A 15,573-nucleotide genomic window follows, 5' to 3' on the forward strand; every position below is an offset into this window, starting at 1 on the left:
AGTAGCTCCAGTAGCTCCAGTTGCACCTGTTGAACCAGTAGGTCCAGTAGCGCCAGTAGCTCCGGTTGCACCTGTAGCACCAGTAGCTCCAGTAGGTCCAGTAGCTCCTGTTGGTCCAGTGGCTCCGGTAGCACCAGTTGCACCAGTGGCTCCAGTAGGTCCGGTAGGTCCAGTAGCACCAGTTGCGCCTGTCGGTCCAGTGGCTCCAGTGGCTCCAGTAGCTCCAGTAGCTCCAGTAGCTCCAGTAACTCCAGTAACTCCAGTAACTCCAGTAGCACCAGTTGCTCCAGTTACTCCAGTTACTCCAGTGGCTCCGGTAGGTCCAGTTGCGCCAGTTGCACCAGTGGCTCCGGTAGCACCAGTTGCTCCCGTTGCACCAGTGGCTCCGGTAGCTCCAGTAACTCCAGTAGCTCCAGTGGCACCCGTTGCTCCAGTAGGCCCCTGTGGTCCGGTTGGTCCAATCCCTTCTGCATCTATCGCTAATAATGATACATCATCCAAAACAATATCGGCACTGGCTGCTTGAGCTAATTTATTGATCAGAACAAGTGCCTGTGTTGCACCTGCTGGTGCAGGATTGGTTATATGATAAATTACTAACCAATCTTGTTCGTCGACTCTTGGAATGCGATCAGTTGGAATATTGGTAACGAGTCCTAACCCAAGAAAGTTGAAATTTGCATCATAGTAAGCAATTGAAATTGATACGGGTGGGCTTGGCGCTGTTCCAGTTTTCCCTAAAGACGCTTTGAATTCAAAACTTTCTGCAGGATTTACGGGAACAATTTGATAAATATATGAATTCACTGCTCCACCAGCTAATATGGCTGCATAAAAACCTGAATGGCTAAATTGAGATGTTATAGCTGCATTAAATGGAAACCATGGTGGAAACGAACCCGACTCAAAACTCCCATTTATAATTAATTCATTAATCGACATTTTTTCTTCACCCCTTTTCATCAATAATATATGTAGGAGTATGTTATTAGGTTCGTATACCATGGAACAAGAAGTAATGTATTGTTTAAAGATATATTTTTGGCTATTTTAATTTATTTTTGACTCGCGCTAGGTGGAGTTTGGTGTATTAGTTAAGCAGTATAATAACAGGATGCCTACCTTAAGGTAAACATCCTGAACTTTAAGCTTTCATTAAATCAAAAATAATATTCTCTAGATTATCAATTCTATCTTTGATCGCTAATTGAAGCATCACTATTATTAGCAGATAGTTCTGATAAAGGATCATAAGGAGGACCAATAATAGTACCAGCTAACAATGCTATGTCAACTGCATTTTCAGGGATTCCCCAGGAGTTACCAGAAAAAACAAATATTGCTCCATCTACAACAAACCCTCTCGTATTATATACAACATTATTAACAATGTTCCCTGTAGTATTTGGATTTAGATAAGCGGGCTGACGGAGAGAAAAGAATATATTATCCCTGACTAAGAGATTAGTCATGTTATTAGCTTGAGTTAGAAAGCCACGGTTCACTACCCAACCTGTAGAAGGTCCTTCTTGTTCAGGTCCAAATATAATATTATTGACAATGCTGTGATTAGTCCCTCCAATTTGGATAAATTCAACAGCATAGGGCATATCACTAGTAATGGTTAATCCGTCAATTGTTACTCCGTCTCCGAGGACAGTAAAGGGAATTACAGCTGCCTGCAATTCTACAAAAGTATTTGGGTATCCTTTTAGTGTTACTCCCTCTTTATTAATTAACATCGTCGTAGTAATTTCATATAATCCACCTAATATATGAACTATTCCAGTAGGGGATACAGCGGTTATACCTTCTTGGATAGTTCCAAATGGATTAGCTTGTGATCCATCTCCACCAACCGCTCCAGCTTCAACAAATACTTCGAATGGATTGGGTTCGATAGTACCCGTAGGTCCAGTGGCACCTGTGGGCCCTGTTGGTCCAGTTGCCCCAGTAGCACCTGTGGGCCCTGTTGGTCCAGTTGCCCCAGTAGGCCCAGTAGGGCCAGTAGGGCCTGATGGTCCTGTGGGTCCATCAGCTGGTCCTGTTGGTCCGATTGGTCCAGTTACACCCGTTGCTCCGGTCGGCCCTGTTGCTCCAGTAGGACCTGTTGGTCCGGTAGCACCCTGTGGTCCAGTAGGTCCTTCAGGTCCAGTTGGTCCAGTAGATCCTTCAGCTCCGGTAGGTCCAGTAGCACCCTGTGGTCCAGTGGGTCCTTCAGGTCCAGTTGGTCCAATACCTTCGGCATCTACTGCTAATAATGATACATTATCCAAAATAATATCGCCACTGGCTGCTTGAGCTAATTTATTGATCAGGACAAGTGCCTGTGTTGCACCTGCTGGTGCAGGATTGGTTATTTGATATATTACTAACCAATCTTGTTCGTCTACTCTTGGAATGCGATCAGTTGGAATACTGGTAACGAGTCCTAACTCAAGAAAGTTGAAATTTGCATCATAGTAAGCAATTGAAATAGATACGGGTGGGCTTGGTGCTGTTCCAGTTTTCGCAAGAGACACTTTGAATTCAAAACTTTCTGTAGGACTTATGGAGACAATTTGATAAACATATGAATTCACAGCTCCACCAGTTAGTCTGGCTGCAAAAAAGCCTGAGTTGCTAAATTGAGATGTTATAGTTGCATTAAATGGAACCCATGGTGGAAAGGAACCTGTCTCAAAACCCCCATTTATAATTAATTCATTAATAGACATTTTTTCTTCACCCCTTTTCATCAATAATATATGAGTTACACCTGTATTTGTTACATATAGGAGAATATAGAATACCTATGAATTCGCTAATAATTAAAGGGTTGATTTATACTTTGTAATGCAATCACCTTTAAACAATATCTAACATAATATATGGATGAAAAGATAGGAACTCAACAGAAGGAAGGAGCTATCCAATGCTTAACTACTTTGTTCATGAATCTTCATTTATAGATCAACCATGTCATATTGGGGATGGTACAAAAATATGGCATTTTTCTCATATAATGAAGAATGCAGTTATTGGTAAAAACTGCAATATTGGTCAGAACGTATTAGTTGGATCAGAGGTTATTCTTGGAAATAACGTAAAGGTTCAAAATAATGTATCAATTTATACAGGGGTAATTTGCGAAGATGATGTATTTCTAGGACCTTCAATGGTATTTACAAATGTTATTAATCCGAGAAGCTTTATTGAAAGGAAGGAAGAGTATAAACAAACCTTAGTAAAAAGAGGGGCATCAATTGGAGCTAATGCGACAATTGTTTGTGGTTGCACTATTGGACGTTATGCACTGGTTGGAGCTGGATCTGTTATTACAAAAGACATACCTGATTTTGCTCTGGTATATGGAGTACCAGCAAAACAGATGGGATGGGTTTGCAAGTGTTCACAAAAATTGAATTTCGAAAATAGGAATGCAATATGTAATATATGCGGATACCACTATGTAATGGTTGATAACAATACAGTAAAAGAAATAGAGAGGTGATAATTGTGAAAATCGGTCTTGTTGGATGTGGCAGAATTTCTAAAACTCATCTCGAAGCTATAAAAAAATTGTCAAATGCTAATATCGCAGGTTGCTGTGATATAGTTGAAGATCGAGCAAAAAGCACTGCTGAAAAATATAATATTCCTTACTGGACTACAAAATACCAAGAGCTTCTTAAGGAAAAAGATATTGATCTAATTAGTATCTGTACCCCTTCAGGCTTACATCCGGAGCATGGAATAATGGCGGCTAATCATGGAAAGCATGTTCTAACTGAGAAGCCCATGGGGGTAAGGTTAATTGATGCAGATAAGCTAATAACCGCTTGTGAAGAGAATGGGGTTAAGCTCTTTGTTGTACTTCAAAATCGATTAAATCCTTCAATTCAGATGGTTAAGAATGCTATTGATAAAGGACGCTTTGGAAAGGTATTTATGATAGTTGCAAATGTGTTTTGGACTCGACCTCAAGAGTATTACGATTTGGCAGCATGGCGTGGAACCTGGGCTTTAGATGGTGGAGCTTTTTGTAATCAGGCTTCTCACTATGTAGATCTTGTTCAATGGTTTGGTGGGCCAGTGAAGTCGGTAATGGCAAGTACAGCCACTTTAGCACGAGATATTGAAGCGGAAGACACCGGTGCTGCAATTATTAACTTTCACTCAGGCTGTATAGCTACAATTAATGTTACAATGCTAACATATCCTAAGAACCTAGAAGGGTCAATCACAATTATTGGAGAGAAGGGGACCGTTCGTGTTGGAGGTATTGCAGTTAATGAAATACTCCACTGGCAATTTCAGGATTATGATGAAGTAGATAGAATAGTTAATAATGTTTCAACAATACCTGATTCTGTATATGGTTTTGGGCATATGGCTTATTACCAAAATGTTATTAATTCAATAATAAATGGAGAGAATCCATTGATTGACGGTCTTGCAGGTAGAAAATCCTTAGAGTTAATAGAATCTATTTATTTATCCAATAGACAACAGCGTGTAGTTATTCTATAACCATTATTATGAAAAAGACCATAATTCAGTATCTGAAATTGGCGTGTTTTCTTATGAATGTGCCCTTCAGAAGGAGGGATGATATATAAAAACTTATAAAATTTTTTTTCTAGATCACCGCACCTACTGCATAAATAGTTTAGGAGATTCATTAGCCCAGTTGGGTCATAAGCTAACTTATCAATCATCTTGGGTGTCGAAGGAAATAGAGGCGGGAATTGATTATTTTAAGCCTGATATTTTAATTACTGTAGGCTATAATAAGCCTCTTTTTCATCGTTTTGCAGAAGAAATACCCAAATTATGTAAAAAATATAATCTCTTCCATTTATACTGGGCAACTGAAGATTTAATAAATCATACTAGCTGGTCACTTCCATATATAAAGAAATCTAAACCAGATTTGGTTTGGACAATTCACCCCGATTGTATTAAGAAATATGAGAGCTTGGGAATTCCATCTAGTTATTTAAATTTTGCTTTAAATCCACGGCTATTTCCTCCAAAGAAAAAAGATGATAAGGAGATATACGACATTTCTCTTGTAGGTGCCACTCATCTTTTTAAGAGAACCTATCGATTTGATAGCCTTAAGCACTTATTATTTCCTTTGGTTCAAGTTGGTCAAAAGACCCATGTATGGGGATATGGATGGCGGAAAGACGAAGCACTAATTGCCAGTATCTTTGGTCAGACTGTACCTCATGATTGGCTTCAGGGACATCTATTATATGGTGTCTCAGGCTCAGTTTATCAGAAATCAAAGATAGTTTTAGGTTTACAAAATGCAGAGGATCAAGTAACTCAGCGAACATTTGAAATATTAGGTACCGGAGCCTTTATGATTGCCAGCAGAACTAAAGCAATTACTGAAATGTTTGAGGATAAAAAGGAGCTTGTGCTTACCAGTTCGCCAAAAGAAACCATTGAGTTGGTGACTTATTATTTAAATAGACCAGATATAAGACATGAAATTGGCTGTAATGCACGTAAAAAAATTATGGATAAATATACCTACCATCAGAATTTAATTAAAATCTGGCCAAAGGCGGAGCAATTAATTAACAAAAGGAAAGAGAAGATATAACAGAGGAGGGAGTTGTTGTGAAACTGGGAAATGTATTAGTTACAGGTGGAGCTGGCTTTATAGGTTCGCAACTGATTAGAAGAATCCTTCCCTTAAGCAATCACATCTATGTAATAGATGATTTGTCCACTGGGAAGAGGGAAGCTATGCCTTCTTCATCTAAATTAACATTTATTGAAGATAGTATAACAAATAAAGAAATATTGGAAAAAACTATGCCTAAGGTGGAATATATTTTTCATTTAGCCTGCACAAATATTATAAAGTCTGTTTATGACCTAGAGCTTGATTTTAACACTAATTTATACGGTGGATTCTTAATACTTCAAGCTGCCTACAAACATTGTACTAATCTTAAAAGGCTTGTGTATGCTTCCACAGCTTCTGTATATAGCAATGCAACTTTGCTTCCTACTACAGAAAATTATTATAAAATAAGTCTACCTTATGCAGCAAGTAAGTTTTCTACTGAGCATTATTGTGCAGTCTATTATAATATGTATCAGCTTCCAATAACAGTGTTGCGTTTATCGAATGTCTTTGGCCCTGGTCAAACGGCCTCAAATCCCTATTGTGGGGTAGTAGCTAAATTTTTTGAAGCTGTTATTAAAAAGGAATCAATGGTGATTTATGGTGATGGACAGCAAACTAGAGATTTTACCTTTGTAGATGATGCATTAGATGCGTTTTTATTAGCTGCTATTAATGAAAAAGCCATAGGTCAAGTATACAATGTTGGGACGGGAACAGAAACATCAATAATAAAACTGGCAAAGGAAATCAAAGCTATTGCGAGATCTAATGAAGTTTCAACAGTGTTTAGACAAAAGAGACCCGTAGATATTGTAGAAAGAAGGAGTATAGATTCATCAAAAATTCAAAAAGAGCTCCAGTGGGAGATTAAATACTCCCTAACTGAAGGGCTAGAAAAAACTGTTCAATGGTTGAAGGAGGAGGGGAGATGAAGGTTTTTCACGGTATCATTGAGATTGCAGGACAAATGGGAATATTATGTGGAGCTTTGAAAAAAAAAGGCCACATAGCCGTTGGATATAATACATTTCAATCATATTTAGGCTATAAAGACCACCTTATAAATACTGATATGTTTGATTTGCAAGATATGTTTAAGCATATGCTCAATTTCTATGATATATTTCATTATCATTATGGTACAACTATGTGGTCACAGTTTAATGACTTAGAACTAATTAAAAAGAAGGGCAAGAAAATGATTATGCATCATTGGGGGAATGATGTTCGCTTTCATGATTTGGCACGTATAAATAACTCATATGTTTATACTGGAGATTCCCCTTCCAATAAAGATATTCATCAAAAGTTATCAGTAATCTCTAAATATATTTCTGAAGCTATAGTACAGGATTACGAAGTTTTACCATATGTATCTAAATATTATAAAAAGGTTCATGTTTTACCTTTGGCTATTGATTTGCGCAAGTTTAAACCCTTTTATCCAGAAATAGGAAAAAAACGGCCATTAATTTTACATGCACCAACTAATCCTGATTTTAAGGGTACTTCCTATATAGAAACTGCAATTAATAAATTAAAATCTACACACCAATTTGATTACAAAAGGATAGAAAAAATGAATCATACACAAGTGGTTGAACTATATAAAGAAGCTGATATTATTGTGGATCAAGTATGTTGTGGATCCCATGGACTATTGAGTGTTGAGTCTATGGCATTGGGTAAGCCAGTAATAGCCTTTATACGCCCTGATTTAATAGATAGATTTCCAGGTGACCTGCCCATAGTTAATGGTAATCCCGACAATGTGGAGGAAAAAATAAAAATGCTATTAGATAATCCAATGTGTAGGAAAAACCTGGGGTTAAAGGGAAGAAAATATGTAGAAAAGCACCATTCAAGAGATGTAGTGGTGGAAAGACTATTGGCAATATATTCTCGATTAACTTAATAAAGGAGGTTATATATTTTGAGCTCTTTGGAAAAAAAAATGTTTTTCCTGCCCAATAAACTTTTTATTAGGAAAGATAGAATATATGTATCCTTTAACCTTTCAGTTATACCAAGTGATATGAAGGTGACTTTTATGGAGCTTCATATACCACTTATTAAGCTTTCAAAAGCTACCAATGTATATGTTAAAGAAATTACTGGGGGATGGAGTGAGAAAATGATGAAAAAAGGCATTTTTCCTCCCCGTTCTAAACTTCTAAAACAGATGAAATGCAATGGGAGGCAGGATAATTTGATTATTGACGTTACAATTTTTCGATCAAAATGGCGCTTAAAGAAAAAGCTTAATCATGGTATTTATGTTAAGTTGAAGGATACGAATATTAAATACCTTGAAGAAAATCCACCTTATTTAATTATAGATACAATATAAATTAAAAAACTTATTAAAAGTAATAAATAATGAGAAATGAACTAAATAAAAGAAAAAGATAAATAAGCAACTCCTACTATCGGTAGGTGTTGCTTATTAAATGTTATAAAAGAATAACGTTTTTCTCCCGATCAAGGATATTTTTTGTTGCATTTCGAGTATCAATTATTTTATTGGCTGTTTTTACAATCCACTTATAATCTATCTCAGAATGATCTGTAGCAATTATTACAATATTTGCATTTTCTATATTCTTTTCGTTAAGTTCTACTGATTTTAACTGAATAGAAGCAATGTCTATTTGACTTACATAAGGGTCATGGTAGGAAACATCAATACCATCCTTTAATAACATTTCAGTCAAGCTAATTACAGGTGATTCTCTATAATCGCGTGTATCCTTTTTATAAGCCATACCAAGTATAAGAATTTTAGAATTTGAAGGGGCTATACCAATTTTGTTAAGGGTACGCATAACCTTTTCCCTCACAAATTCAGGCATTTTTCTGTTTATTTCACCTGCAGCCCCTATAAACTTGGTTATAAAGTTATACTCTCTAGCCTTCCACTCTAAATAATGTGGATCTATGGGAATACAGTGGCCACCCACACCAGGACCGGGGTAGAAGGCCATAATGCCGAAGGGCTTTGTAAAAGCCGCATCTAAAACTTCCCATACACTGATATCCATTTTGTCACATAACATCGCCAGTTCGTTTACCAGGGCAATATTTATTGCACGAAAGGTATTTTCATGGACCTTAGCCAATTCGGCTACTCTTACACTGGAGACAGGTATTACCTTCTCGATAATATGTGAGTAAAAAATTTCTCCTAATTCTAAGGAATCTGGTCCCACACCACCTACAATTTTACTAATATTTTTTGTAGAGTACTTCTGATTACCAGGATCTATTCTTTCGGGAGAATGAATTAGATAGAAATCTTTTTCAGCCTTTAAACCGGTCGACTCTAGTATAGGAAGGACTATTTCTTCAGTAGTACCAGGAAATATAGTGGATTCGATACATATTAGCTGCCCTTTTTTAAGGTTATTTGAAATATCTTTAGCAACACTTATAACATGCTGTAGGTCAGGGACAAGATTTTTTGTTAATCCTGTAGGGACACAAATAACATAAATATCAATATTTTTAACCATAGAAAAATCCTTTATAGCTCGAAGCTTCTTGGAATTGACTAACTCCTTGAGTTCGCTTATATTTGTATCTAAAATATAGTTTTCACCTTTATTTACTGCTTCAACTCGACTAGCATTATGGTCTACACCAGTAATAGAAAAACCTGATTTTCCTAACTCTATCGCTAAAGGTAAGCCTACATAGCCTAAGCCGATAATACATATATGGGCATTTTTTTTAAGAATTCTCTCCTTCAATTTATATTTCATCACATCACACCTCTTTTTTAAGATAAAGATTAAAAGATATTACACTATGCAAAAAAGTCAACAACTCTTTCTACAATGAAAGCTACTTCTTCATCTTTTAATTCTGGGAACATGGGTAAGGATAAAACTTGATTACATGCAGCTTCAGCTATAGGAAAATCACCTTTACAGTAGCCAAGTGAAGAATAGGCTTTTTGTAAATGAATTGGAATCGGATAATAAACAGTTGAAGAGATTCCGCAGTTTTTCAAATAATTTTGTAACTGATTGCGTTGGTCGGTTTGAATAGTATATTGATGATAGACATGATATGCATAATCTGGCTCCAACGGCAGCTTGATGGATAATCTACATGCAGATATGTGTTCTTGAAATAAACTACTATATAGTTCAGCGATTTCACGTCTTCTTATGGTCCATTGCTTAATATATTTAAACTTAACATTTAGAATAGCAGCTTGAAGCTCATCCAGCCTACTGTTATATCCAATTATATCATGGTGATATTTATGTTTTGCTCCATGAAGTCGTAACAATTTTATTTTGTCGGCAATTTTAGCATTATCTGTAATTACCATACCTCCATCACCAAATGAACCGAAATTTTTAGTAGGAAAAAAACTAAAACAACCTGTATCACCAAAGGATCCAACACTTTTATCATTGCATTTAGCTCCTAACGCCTGAGCAGCATCCTCTATAATTTTTAATCTGTGCTCTTTAGCTACTTGTGCAATTTTGGTCATTTCTGCTGGACAGCCATATAAATGAACAGGAATTATAGCTTTTGTTTTTGTAGATATCCTTTTTTTTAATAAGTCAGCATTAATATTCCATGTATCAGGATCTATATCAACAAAAACTGGTTTAGCACCTACACGACTTATTGCGGCGGCTGTAGCAATAAAAGTGAAAGGAGTTGTTATTACTTCATCTCCGTAGCCTATATCACAGGCCATTAAGGATAAATTAAGAGCGTCACTGCCACTGGCTACACCAATGCCATTATCTACTTCACAAAGACTAGAAACCATATTTTCCAAAACTTTGACATTTTCATCCAGAATAAATATACCTTTATTTACAACTTGTAAAAAACAATCAACTAGTTCTTTTTGTAGTATTCTGTTTTGTCGAGTGAGGCTAAAGCTGGGTATATTAGTTAATTTAATCTGCTCTAACAAAATATTCATTCCTTTCTACCTAAATCTTCGTAACATTATATGAAAAGTTTTAAGAAGTTGATACTTTTAGTGGGGAAGAGGCAAAGTACTGATTATATTATTTCAAATAATGTAAAGGCAAGGCTTTATAGCCTTGCATTCTTGCTTAGAGATAGCTTATTGCTTGAAGGTGATTCTTTTCAATATAATTTATGAAAAGATATTAAAGTTGTGAAGGTTTTTGATATAAATAAAAATTTGAAAGTAAGATCTACTTTCAAATTTTTTTGAAATAGTTATACCCTATGACTATATCTAAATTCTGCATATTTTAGTAAATTTAAATATGATTGATTAATTGTTTTCTTATCATATGCTTTATGAAGAGAGACCTTTAGGGAACGGGCGTTACATTCAATAAACCATAACTTGCCGCTCTTATCAAGCCCAACATCGATACCTATTTCACCACTTGGACCGTAGTACTTTTCTATACTTTCATAGGCCAGCCTTAAAAAGGCTTCTATCTTACTTTTCAATTCTTTTGTCTCATCATCTGAATAATTCATTATTACGTTAAAGAAATGATCAAAAGTAAAGCACTCAGCATGAGTTGTTATTGGTGCATTATATTGTCCTATACGTACTGGAATTGCAGCTACTGTAATTTTCCCATTAGCATTTCTCTGCACCTCAGCACGCAAATCTACAATTTTATTGTCTATGGTTATTAGATCGATAGCTTGTTGAATTAAAAATGTGCGTTTGGCATAAAACTTTTTTATTCTATCGATCAAAATATTAAAGTTTTCCACCCTATAGACATATAATTTATCAATATAATAACTGTATTCATAGCCACCTTTAGGTAATTTAGTAACCTTCATAACCTGCTTACCTCGCCCGCCTCTACAGGCCTTTAAATATAATTTTTCGCTCTTTTCAAACATTCTCAGCAAATCAATAGGTTCTTTATAAATTCTTGTTATGGGTAAATACTGCAGAAAATTGTTCTCTTTTGATAAATGTGTATATACCTCCCACTTATTAAAACCCTGAAGATAGTTTAAAGGTTTAACTTTACGATTTTTAAGTTGTTTCTCAAAATTACGGGATGATTTTTTTTGACTTGTTGAGCTGTTTTTCTTGTAAATAATATCTGGGTAAGGAAATTCACCCTTTTCCCAAAGGCCTTTTTTATCGTTAAAATAAATAGCTTTAATCCTCTTCTTAATTAAATCAACATCCTTTATTGAGAATACATATAGAGTTAAACCCATCTGCTTATTTGCGTCTTTTAATTCTGTAAGGGTTGGTATTTCTTCTCTTTTTAAAAGTTTTTTTATACTAATGCTTCTAACAAGTACTCCTACTGTCGGTCTTGTTTTAGATAAATTTGATTTTCGTTTTTTTTTAGCCATTTTTCTCCTCCTAATCAATTGAGTGGAAGTGGAAAAATATTTATTGTGTTAATTATTTTTCCTAAGATAGTATATTAATAAATTATCTCTTCTGTTACACTCAGTAAATCTTCAGCTTAAAAAAGGCTAGTTTTAGGGGGATTGTGTATAAAGGTAGCTGGAATATTTTAATAAGCTTATATAGGATTCATCAATTGTTTTTTTATCATGAACGTTAAAAAAGGAAACTTTACTGGAATAGGCATTACATTCAATAAACCATAGATCTCCATTGGTATCTAGTGCAATATCAATAGAAAGCTCTCCGCTTTGTCCATAAGCCTTTTCAACGGATTCATATATTGCAATTAAAAGTTTATTAATCTTATCTTTTAATTCAATAACTAATTCTTCAGAATAGTCCATTTTATTTCTAAAAAAACTTTCAAATCCATAGCTTGAAGCATGGGTTGTTATAGGAGTATTATTATTGCTTACTCTAACTGCCATTCCAGCTATAATAATAGTTCCATCCCCATTCCTTTGTAGCTCTGATCGTATATCGATGACTTTTTGATTAAGTGATAATAAATCGATGGCCTCTTGTATAATAAATTTTTTCCCTTTATAGAAGGTGAGAAGTATGTCAATAAGGGAATCAAAGTCATTTGCTTTATTAATATATAATTGGTTTTTAAAATGACTAATCCGAAAACCAGCATCAAGCATTTTTTCTACACAAATGACTCCTCTGCCACCTCCACTGAAACAGCTCTTTAAATAGACTTTATTAAATCTATTAAGCATATCTTTTAAGGAATCAGGGTCTTTATATAATGTCGTAAAGGGTAAATAGGAGGTTAGATTTATGTTACTAGATAAATGCAAGTATATTTCCCACTTGCTGAAGCAGTATAAATAATTAATATTCTTTATGTTTAGAGTTTTTAATTTTTTTTCAAAGGAACGTAATAGATTATCATTATTTGAACCATAGCATTTATAGATTAAATCCGGTAGGGGAAAGGATTTCTTTTCCCACTTGGTAGTTTTACTATTGTAAAAGATACCTATGATATAGGGTAGACTCAATTTTAAATCTTTTACTGAAAAGAAGTACATTGTGTGATTGAATTGTTGGTTTGCTTGTATTAGTTTTAAATGCTTAGGCAGTGGGTTCTGATGATCAATAATTCTTTCTTTATGAGCTTCCTTTACTAGTAATCCAATAATTGGTCCTTTAGATCTTGCTATTGGGTTATATGTAGCAGTCATATTATACCTCCATAATATTTACCATAATAATAAAGGCAAGACCATTTTTATAGAGGCCTTACCTTGTGGCATTTTTGATATTTCTTTCTAGTCTTTACTTTTGCACTATTCAAATAGAGTCTATGGGTACATAATATTATAAATATTATTTAAATCACTTTTGCCTTTATCATTCTTCTTGTAAGGAAGCTTCCTTAGATTAAAATCTTCTTTATCATATGGTGTTGGCTTGAAGGTGGGTATAGTAGATTGATTTCCATAGCCCTGATTACTACCTCTTGAATTCCAAACACCCCTCGGTGAAATTCTTGGGGGTAGTGCCATACTCCCATTGTTGGGTGAGGGTCTTTGAAATTGATGAACTGGCCCTTCACCAGGAACCCGAAGAGGAAAGGCAAGATGAGGATAATAGTTTGATCTTTGTGCATCTCTTTTTTCCTTCATAGGTAGATATATTTTTTTGTCGCGAGAATTATTTCTTCTTATTCTATCAGCCTTAATCTTTGCAATTTTTTTATTACTGGTATATTTAATTTGCTTATTTTGCTTATCAACATGAGACTTTATATTAGAATTGTCCTCAACTTTTTTATTTTTTTCACTTGTATTGATTTTTTCAGTTTCTTCAGCATTCTCAGTACTAATTGATTGCTTTAATCCTTCCAACTCACTTTCATAGCTTGCTAATTTATTTATAAGGTTATCAAGTTCAATCTGTTCCTTTATCAAAATATCTTTATTAATAACTTTCTGATTAAGGCTATCTAAAAAATTTAATATTCTATTCTGATCATCTATAGAGGGCCTATAACCAAGCTCTTCTATAATAGCTTTTAAGAGTATTTCTACAAAATTGTCTAGCAAATTTTCCTTCAAAGTATGAATTCCAATATCTAAAATAATTGTAGGAGTCGAGCTTCCAAATAAATAAGACCAATACTTAGTTGTCTTAAGTTTGTTCCAAAAATCTGCTACTTTATATGTAAACTTTGCTTCTAAAAATGTAAGTTGTTTTAATAAATGCTTTGTAATATAAGTACTTGTTTTTTGTATCTCAAAGGGCAAGTATACCATGAGGTTAGTATCCTTATCTGTTAAAGAAAAGCCAATAAAAATTTCTGAATCTAGGTATTCAAGAGAAGCTTTATCTGTAGAGCCTTCATCATGTATTACTGCTGCACCTTCTTTTTTTAGAGCCTCTTCAAATTGTTTTACTAATGGCTTAAGACTATCATGTGGAGATAAAGTCCTTAATATTATTGTCTTGTCAGTTAGAGATGGAAATAGAAGAATGTTTTCCTTGTCTAAATTATATTTAATTCCTGTTGAGTTGCAGGAAGCAACTATAACATCTCTATCATTATTATTGAACTCTAAAATCTGCTTGTTATTCCATATTATACTACCCATGACTTCCCCACCTTAATGATTTTATTAACATATTATGCAGTTACAGAAAATTTGTGTTTAATTTGCAGTAAATAATAAAAAAAAATCTATTATGTGTAATACATAATAGATTCAGACTGATGAAAATTAAAATGAAGTAAAAATCTACTGTTTAATAAATAGCTGAGTAACAACAATTCCATATTCATCTGTAGTAATACCTAAACCAATATGGGTGAAGCTTGTACTTAAAATATTGTCTCTATGTCCTTGACTTGCCATCAGAAGTACGTGGGCTTTCTGAACATCTCTACCCTTGGCTAAGTTTTCACCAACCTGTGAGAATGGAATCCCTGAATTATATACCATTTGATAAAAAGAGCCATATGTAGGAGAATTATGTGCAAAATAATTGTTCTTAATCATGTCAGCACTTTTCTTTTTAGCTAAATCTGCAAGCCCTGAATGCCATTGCAATGGTTCTAATCCATTTTTAGATCTTTCTTGGTTTATCATTTTCAGCATTGTTTCTTCAGAATTAGATGCGTTAGTTTCAACAGTTGGTGGAGAGACTGTTTTTGGCTTTAAAGGTGATGGAGTGGTATTAATGCTATCACCTTGATTTACAGATTGTAAGCCACGCATACTGCGTATCAAGTCAGCTGTAGTTGGATTATTGCTAGATTGAGACGTATTAGGTAGGCTACTTTTTTGTGGAGGTTGTACATTTTTTTGTTGTGATGGAGCTATGGGAGCTGTTTGACTTTGCTGACTAAGTAATCTCTCTAATCCCCACGAGGCATAAGCCATCGAAGTAGACTGGATAATAAATGCTGATAAAACAACTACAGTAAATGATCTTCTAAGTGTTTTCTTCAATTTTACTCCTCCTATCAAATTCTATAAATTTGTATGTCTACATATAACTATTATACTATACATAATATGACATA

14 protein-coding genes are annotated in these 15,573 nt (G+C 34.6%); 6 read left to right on the top strand and 8 right to left on the bottom strand.

Translation table 11 applies throughout. From position 1 onward, the window contains the following. Both BLP68_RS09015 and BLP68_RS09020 read right to left on the bottom strand, forming a co-directional pair. The coding region (locus tag BLP68_RS09015; RefSeq protein ID WP_143003080.1) for an NTTRR-F1 domain at nt 1–942 on the bottom strand (942 nt) is incomplete at its 3' end. 248 nt (nt 943–1,190) lie between these two features. Next, the gene (locus BLP68_RS09020) at nt 1,191–2,717 is read right to left on the bottom strand and encodes an NTTRR-F1 domain (protein WP_091542671.1); all 1,527 of its coding nucleotides are present in this window, start codon (nt 2,715–2,717) and stop codon (nt 1,191–1,193) included. Nucleotides 2,718–2,914: 197 nt separating this feature from the next. Between BLP68_RS09020 and BLP68_RS09025 the strand changes: the two genes are divergently transcribed. The 6 genes from BLP68_RS09025 to BLP68_RS09050 all read left to right on the top strand — a co-directional run bounded on the left by BLP68_RS09025 (nt 2,915) and on the right by BLP68_RS09050 (nt 7,982). After that, nucleotides 2,915–3,493 (top strand): acyltransferase, encoded by a 579-nt coding sequence (locus tag BLP68_RS09025; protein WP_091542674.1) that lies wholly within the window; start codon nt 2,915–2,917, stop codon nt 3,491–3,493. Nucleotides 3,494–3,498: 5 nt separating this feature from the next. Next, a complete protein-coding gene (locus tag BLP68_RS09030) occupies nt 3,499–4,512 on the top strand; it encodes a Gfo/Idh/MocA family protein (RefSeq protein WP_207647900.1) in 1,014 nt (337 codons plus the stop codon). Between the two features lie 100 nt (nt 4,513–4,612). Further along, nucleotides 4,613–5,599: a CgeB family protein gene (locus BLP68_RS09035; RefSeq protein WP_456297605.1), complete on the top strand. Its 987-nt coding sequence runs from the start codon at nt 4,613–4,615 to the stop codon at nt 5,597–5,599. Nucleotides 5,600–5,616: 17 nt separating this feature from the next. Then, entirely contained in the window at nt 5,617–6,564 is a 948-nt protein-coding gene (locus BLP68_RS09040; protein ID WP_091542681.1) for an NAD-dependent epimerase/dehydratase family protein, read from the top strand. Further along, nucleotides 6,561–7,547 carry a glycosyltransferase family 4 protein gene (locus tag BLP68_RS09045; RefSeq protein ID WP_091542683.1) on the top strand — a complete coding sequence of 329 codons (987 nt, stop codon included), beginning with the start codon at nt 6,561–6,563 and terminating at the stop codon, nt 7,545–7,547. Before BLP68_RS09040 ends, BLP68_RS09045 begins: the two co-directional genes overlap by 4 nt. 18 nt (nt 7,548–7,565) lie before the next feature. Next, nucleotides 7,566–7,982: a hypothetical protein gene (locus BLP68_RS09050; protein ID WP_091542685.1), complete on the top strand. Its 417-nt coding sequence runs from the start codon at nt 7,566–7,568 to the stop codon at nt 7,980–7,982. A 103-nt stretch (nt 7,983–8,085) separates the two neighbouring features. Here BLP68_RS09050 and BLP68_RS09055 read toward each other — a convergent pair whose 3' ends face one another. The 6 genes from BLP68_RS09055 to BLP68_RS09080 all read right to left on the bottom strand — a co-directional run bounded on the left by BLP68_RS09055 (nt 8,086) and on the right by BLP68_RS09080 (nt 15,499). Then, nucleotides 8,086–9,393, bottom strand: a complete 1,308-nt coding sequence (locus BLP68_RS09055) for a nucleotide sugar dehydrogenase (RefSeq protein ID WP_091542688.1) — start codon at nt 9,391–9,393, stop codon at nt 8,086–8,088. 44 nt (nt 9,394–9,437) lie between these two features. Further along, nucleotides 9,438–10,586: a DegT/DnrJ/EryC1/StrS family aminotransferase gene (locus BLP68_RS09060; protein WP_091542690.1), complete on the bottom strand. Its 1,149-nt coding sequence runs from the start codon at nt 10,584–10,586 to the stop codon at nt 9,438–9,440. Between the two features lie 266 nt (nt 10,587–10,852). Next, nucleotides 10,853–11,977: a YheC/YheD family endospore coat-associated protein gene (locus tag BLP68_RS09065; protein WP_091542693.1), complete on the bottom strand. Its 1,125-nt coding sequence runs from the start codon at nt 11,975–11,977 to the stop codon at nt 10,853–10,855. 132 nt (nt 11,978–12,109) lie between these two features. Next, nucleotides 12,110–13,231 carry a YheC/YheD family endospore coat-associated protein gene (locus tag BLP68_RS09070; protein WP_091542696.1) on the bottom strand — a complete coding sequence of 374 codons (1,122 nt, stop codon included), beginning with the start codon at nt 13,229–13,231 and terminating at the stop codon, nt 12,110–12,112. A gap of 120 nt (nt 13,232–13,351) precedes the next feature. Continuing rightward, the gene (locus tag BLP68_RS09075) at nt 13,352–14,641 is read right to left on the bottom strand and encodes a hypothetical protein (RefSeq protein WP_091542699.1); all 1,290 of its coding nucleotides are present in this window, start codon (nt 14,639–14,641) and stop codon (nt 13,352–13,354) included. A gap of 144 nt (nt 14,642–14,785) precedes the next feature. Beyond that, nucleotides 14,786–15,499 (bottom strand): CAP domain-containing protein, encoded by a 714-nt coding sequence (locus tag BLP68_RS09080; RefSeq protein WP_091542700.1) that lies wholly within the window; start codon nt 15,497–15,499, stop codon nt 14,786–14,788. Between the last annotated feature and the right edge of the window lie 74 nt (nt 15,500–15,573).

This window comes from Alkaliphilus peptidifermentans DSM 18978 (genome assembly GCF_900101495.1).
GTDB classification, from domain to species: domain Bacteria; phylum Bacillota; class Clostridia; order Peptostreptococcales; family Natronincolaceae; genus Alkaliphilus_C; species Alkaliphilus_C peptidifermentans.

Coding starts and splice junctions, on each gene's coding strand:
- BLP68_RS09020 (WP_091542671.1), bottom strand. CDS start 2,717: ATGTCTATTAATGAATTAATTATAAATGGGGGTTTTGAGACAGGTTCC.
- BLP68_RS09025 (WP_091542674.1), top strand. CDS start 2,915: ATGCTTAACTACTTTGTTCATGAATCTTCATTTATAGATCAACCATGT.
- BLP68_RS09045 (WP_091542683.1), top strand. CDS start 6,561: ATGAAGGTTTTTCACGGTATCATTGAGATTGCAGGACAAATGGGAATA.
- BLP68_RS09055 (WP_091542688.1), bottom strand. CDS start 9,393: ATGAAATATAAATTGAAGGAGAGAATTCTTAAAAAAAATGCCCATATA.
- BLP68_RS09060 (WP_091542690.1), bottom strand. CDS start 10,586: ATGAATATTTTGTTAGAGCAGATTAAATTAACTAATATACCCAGCTTT.
- BLP68_RS09065 (WP_091542693.1), bottom strand. CDS start 11,977: ATGGCTAAAAAAAAACGAAAATCAAATTTATCTAAAACAAGACCGACA.
- BLP68_RS09070 (WP_091542696.1), bottom strand. CDS start 13,231: ATGACTGCTACATATAACCCAATAGCAAGATCTAAAGGACCAATTATT.
- BLP68_RS09075 (WP_091542699.1), bottom strand. CDS start 14,641: ATGGGTAGTATAATATGGAATAACAAGCAGATTTTAGAGTTCAATAAT.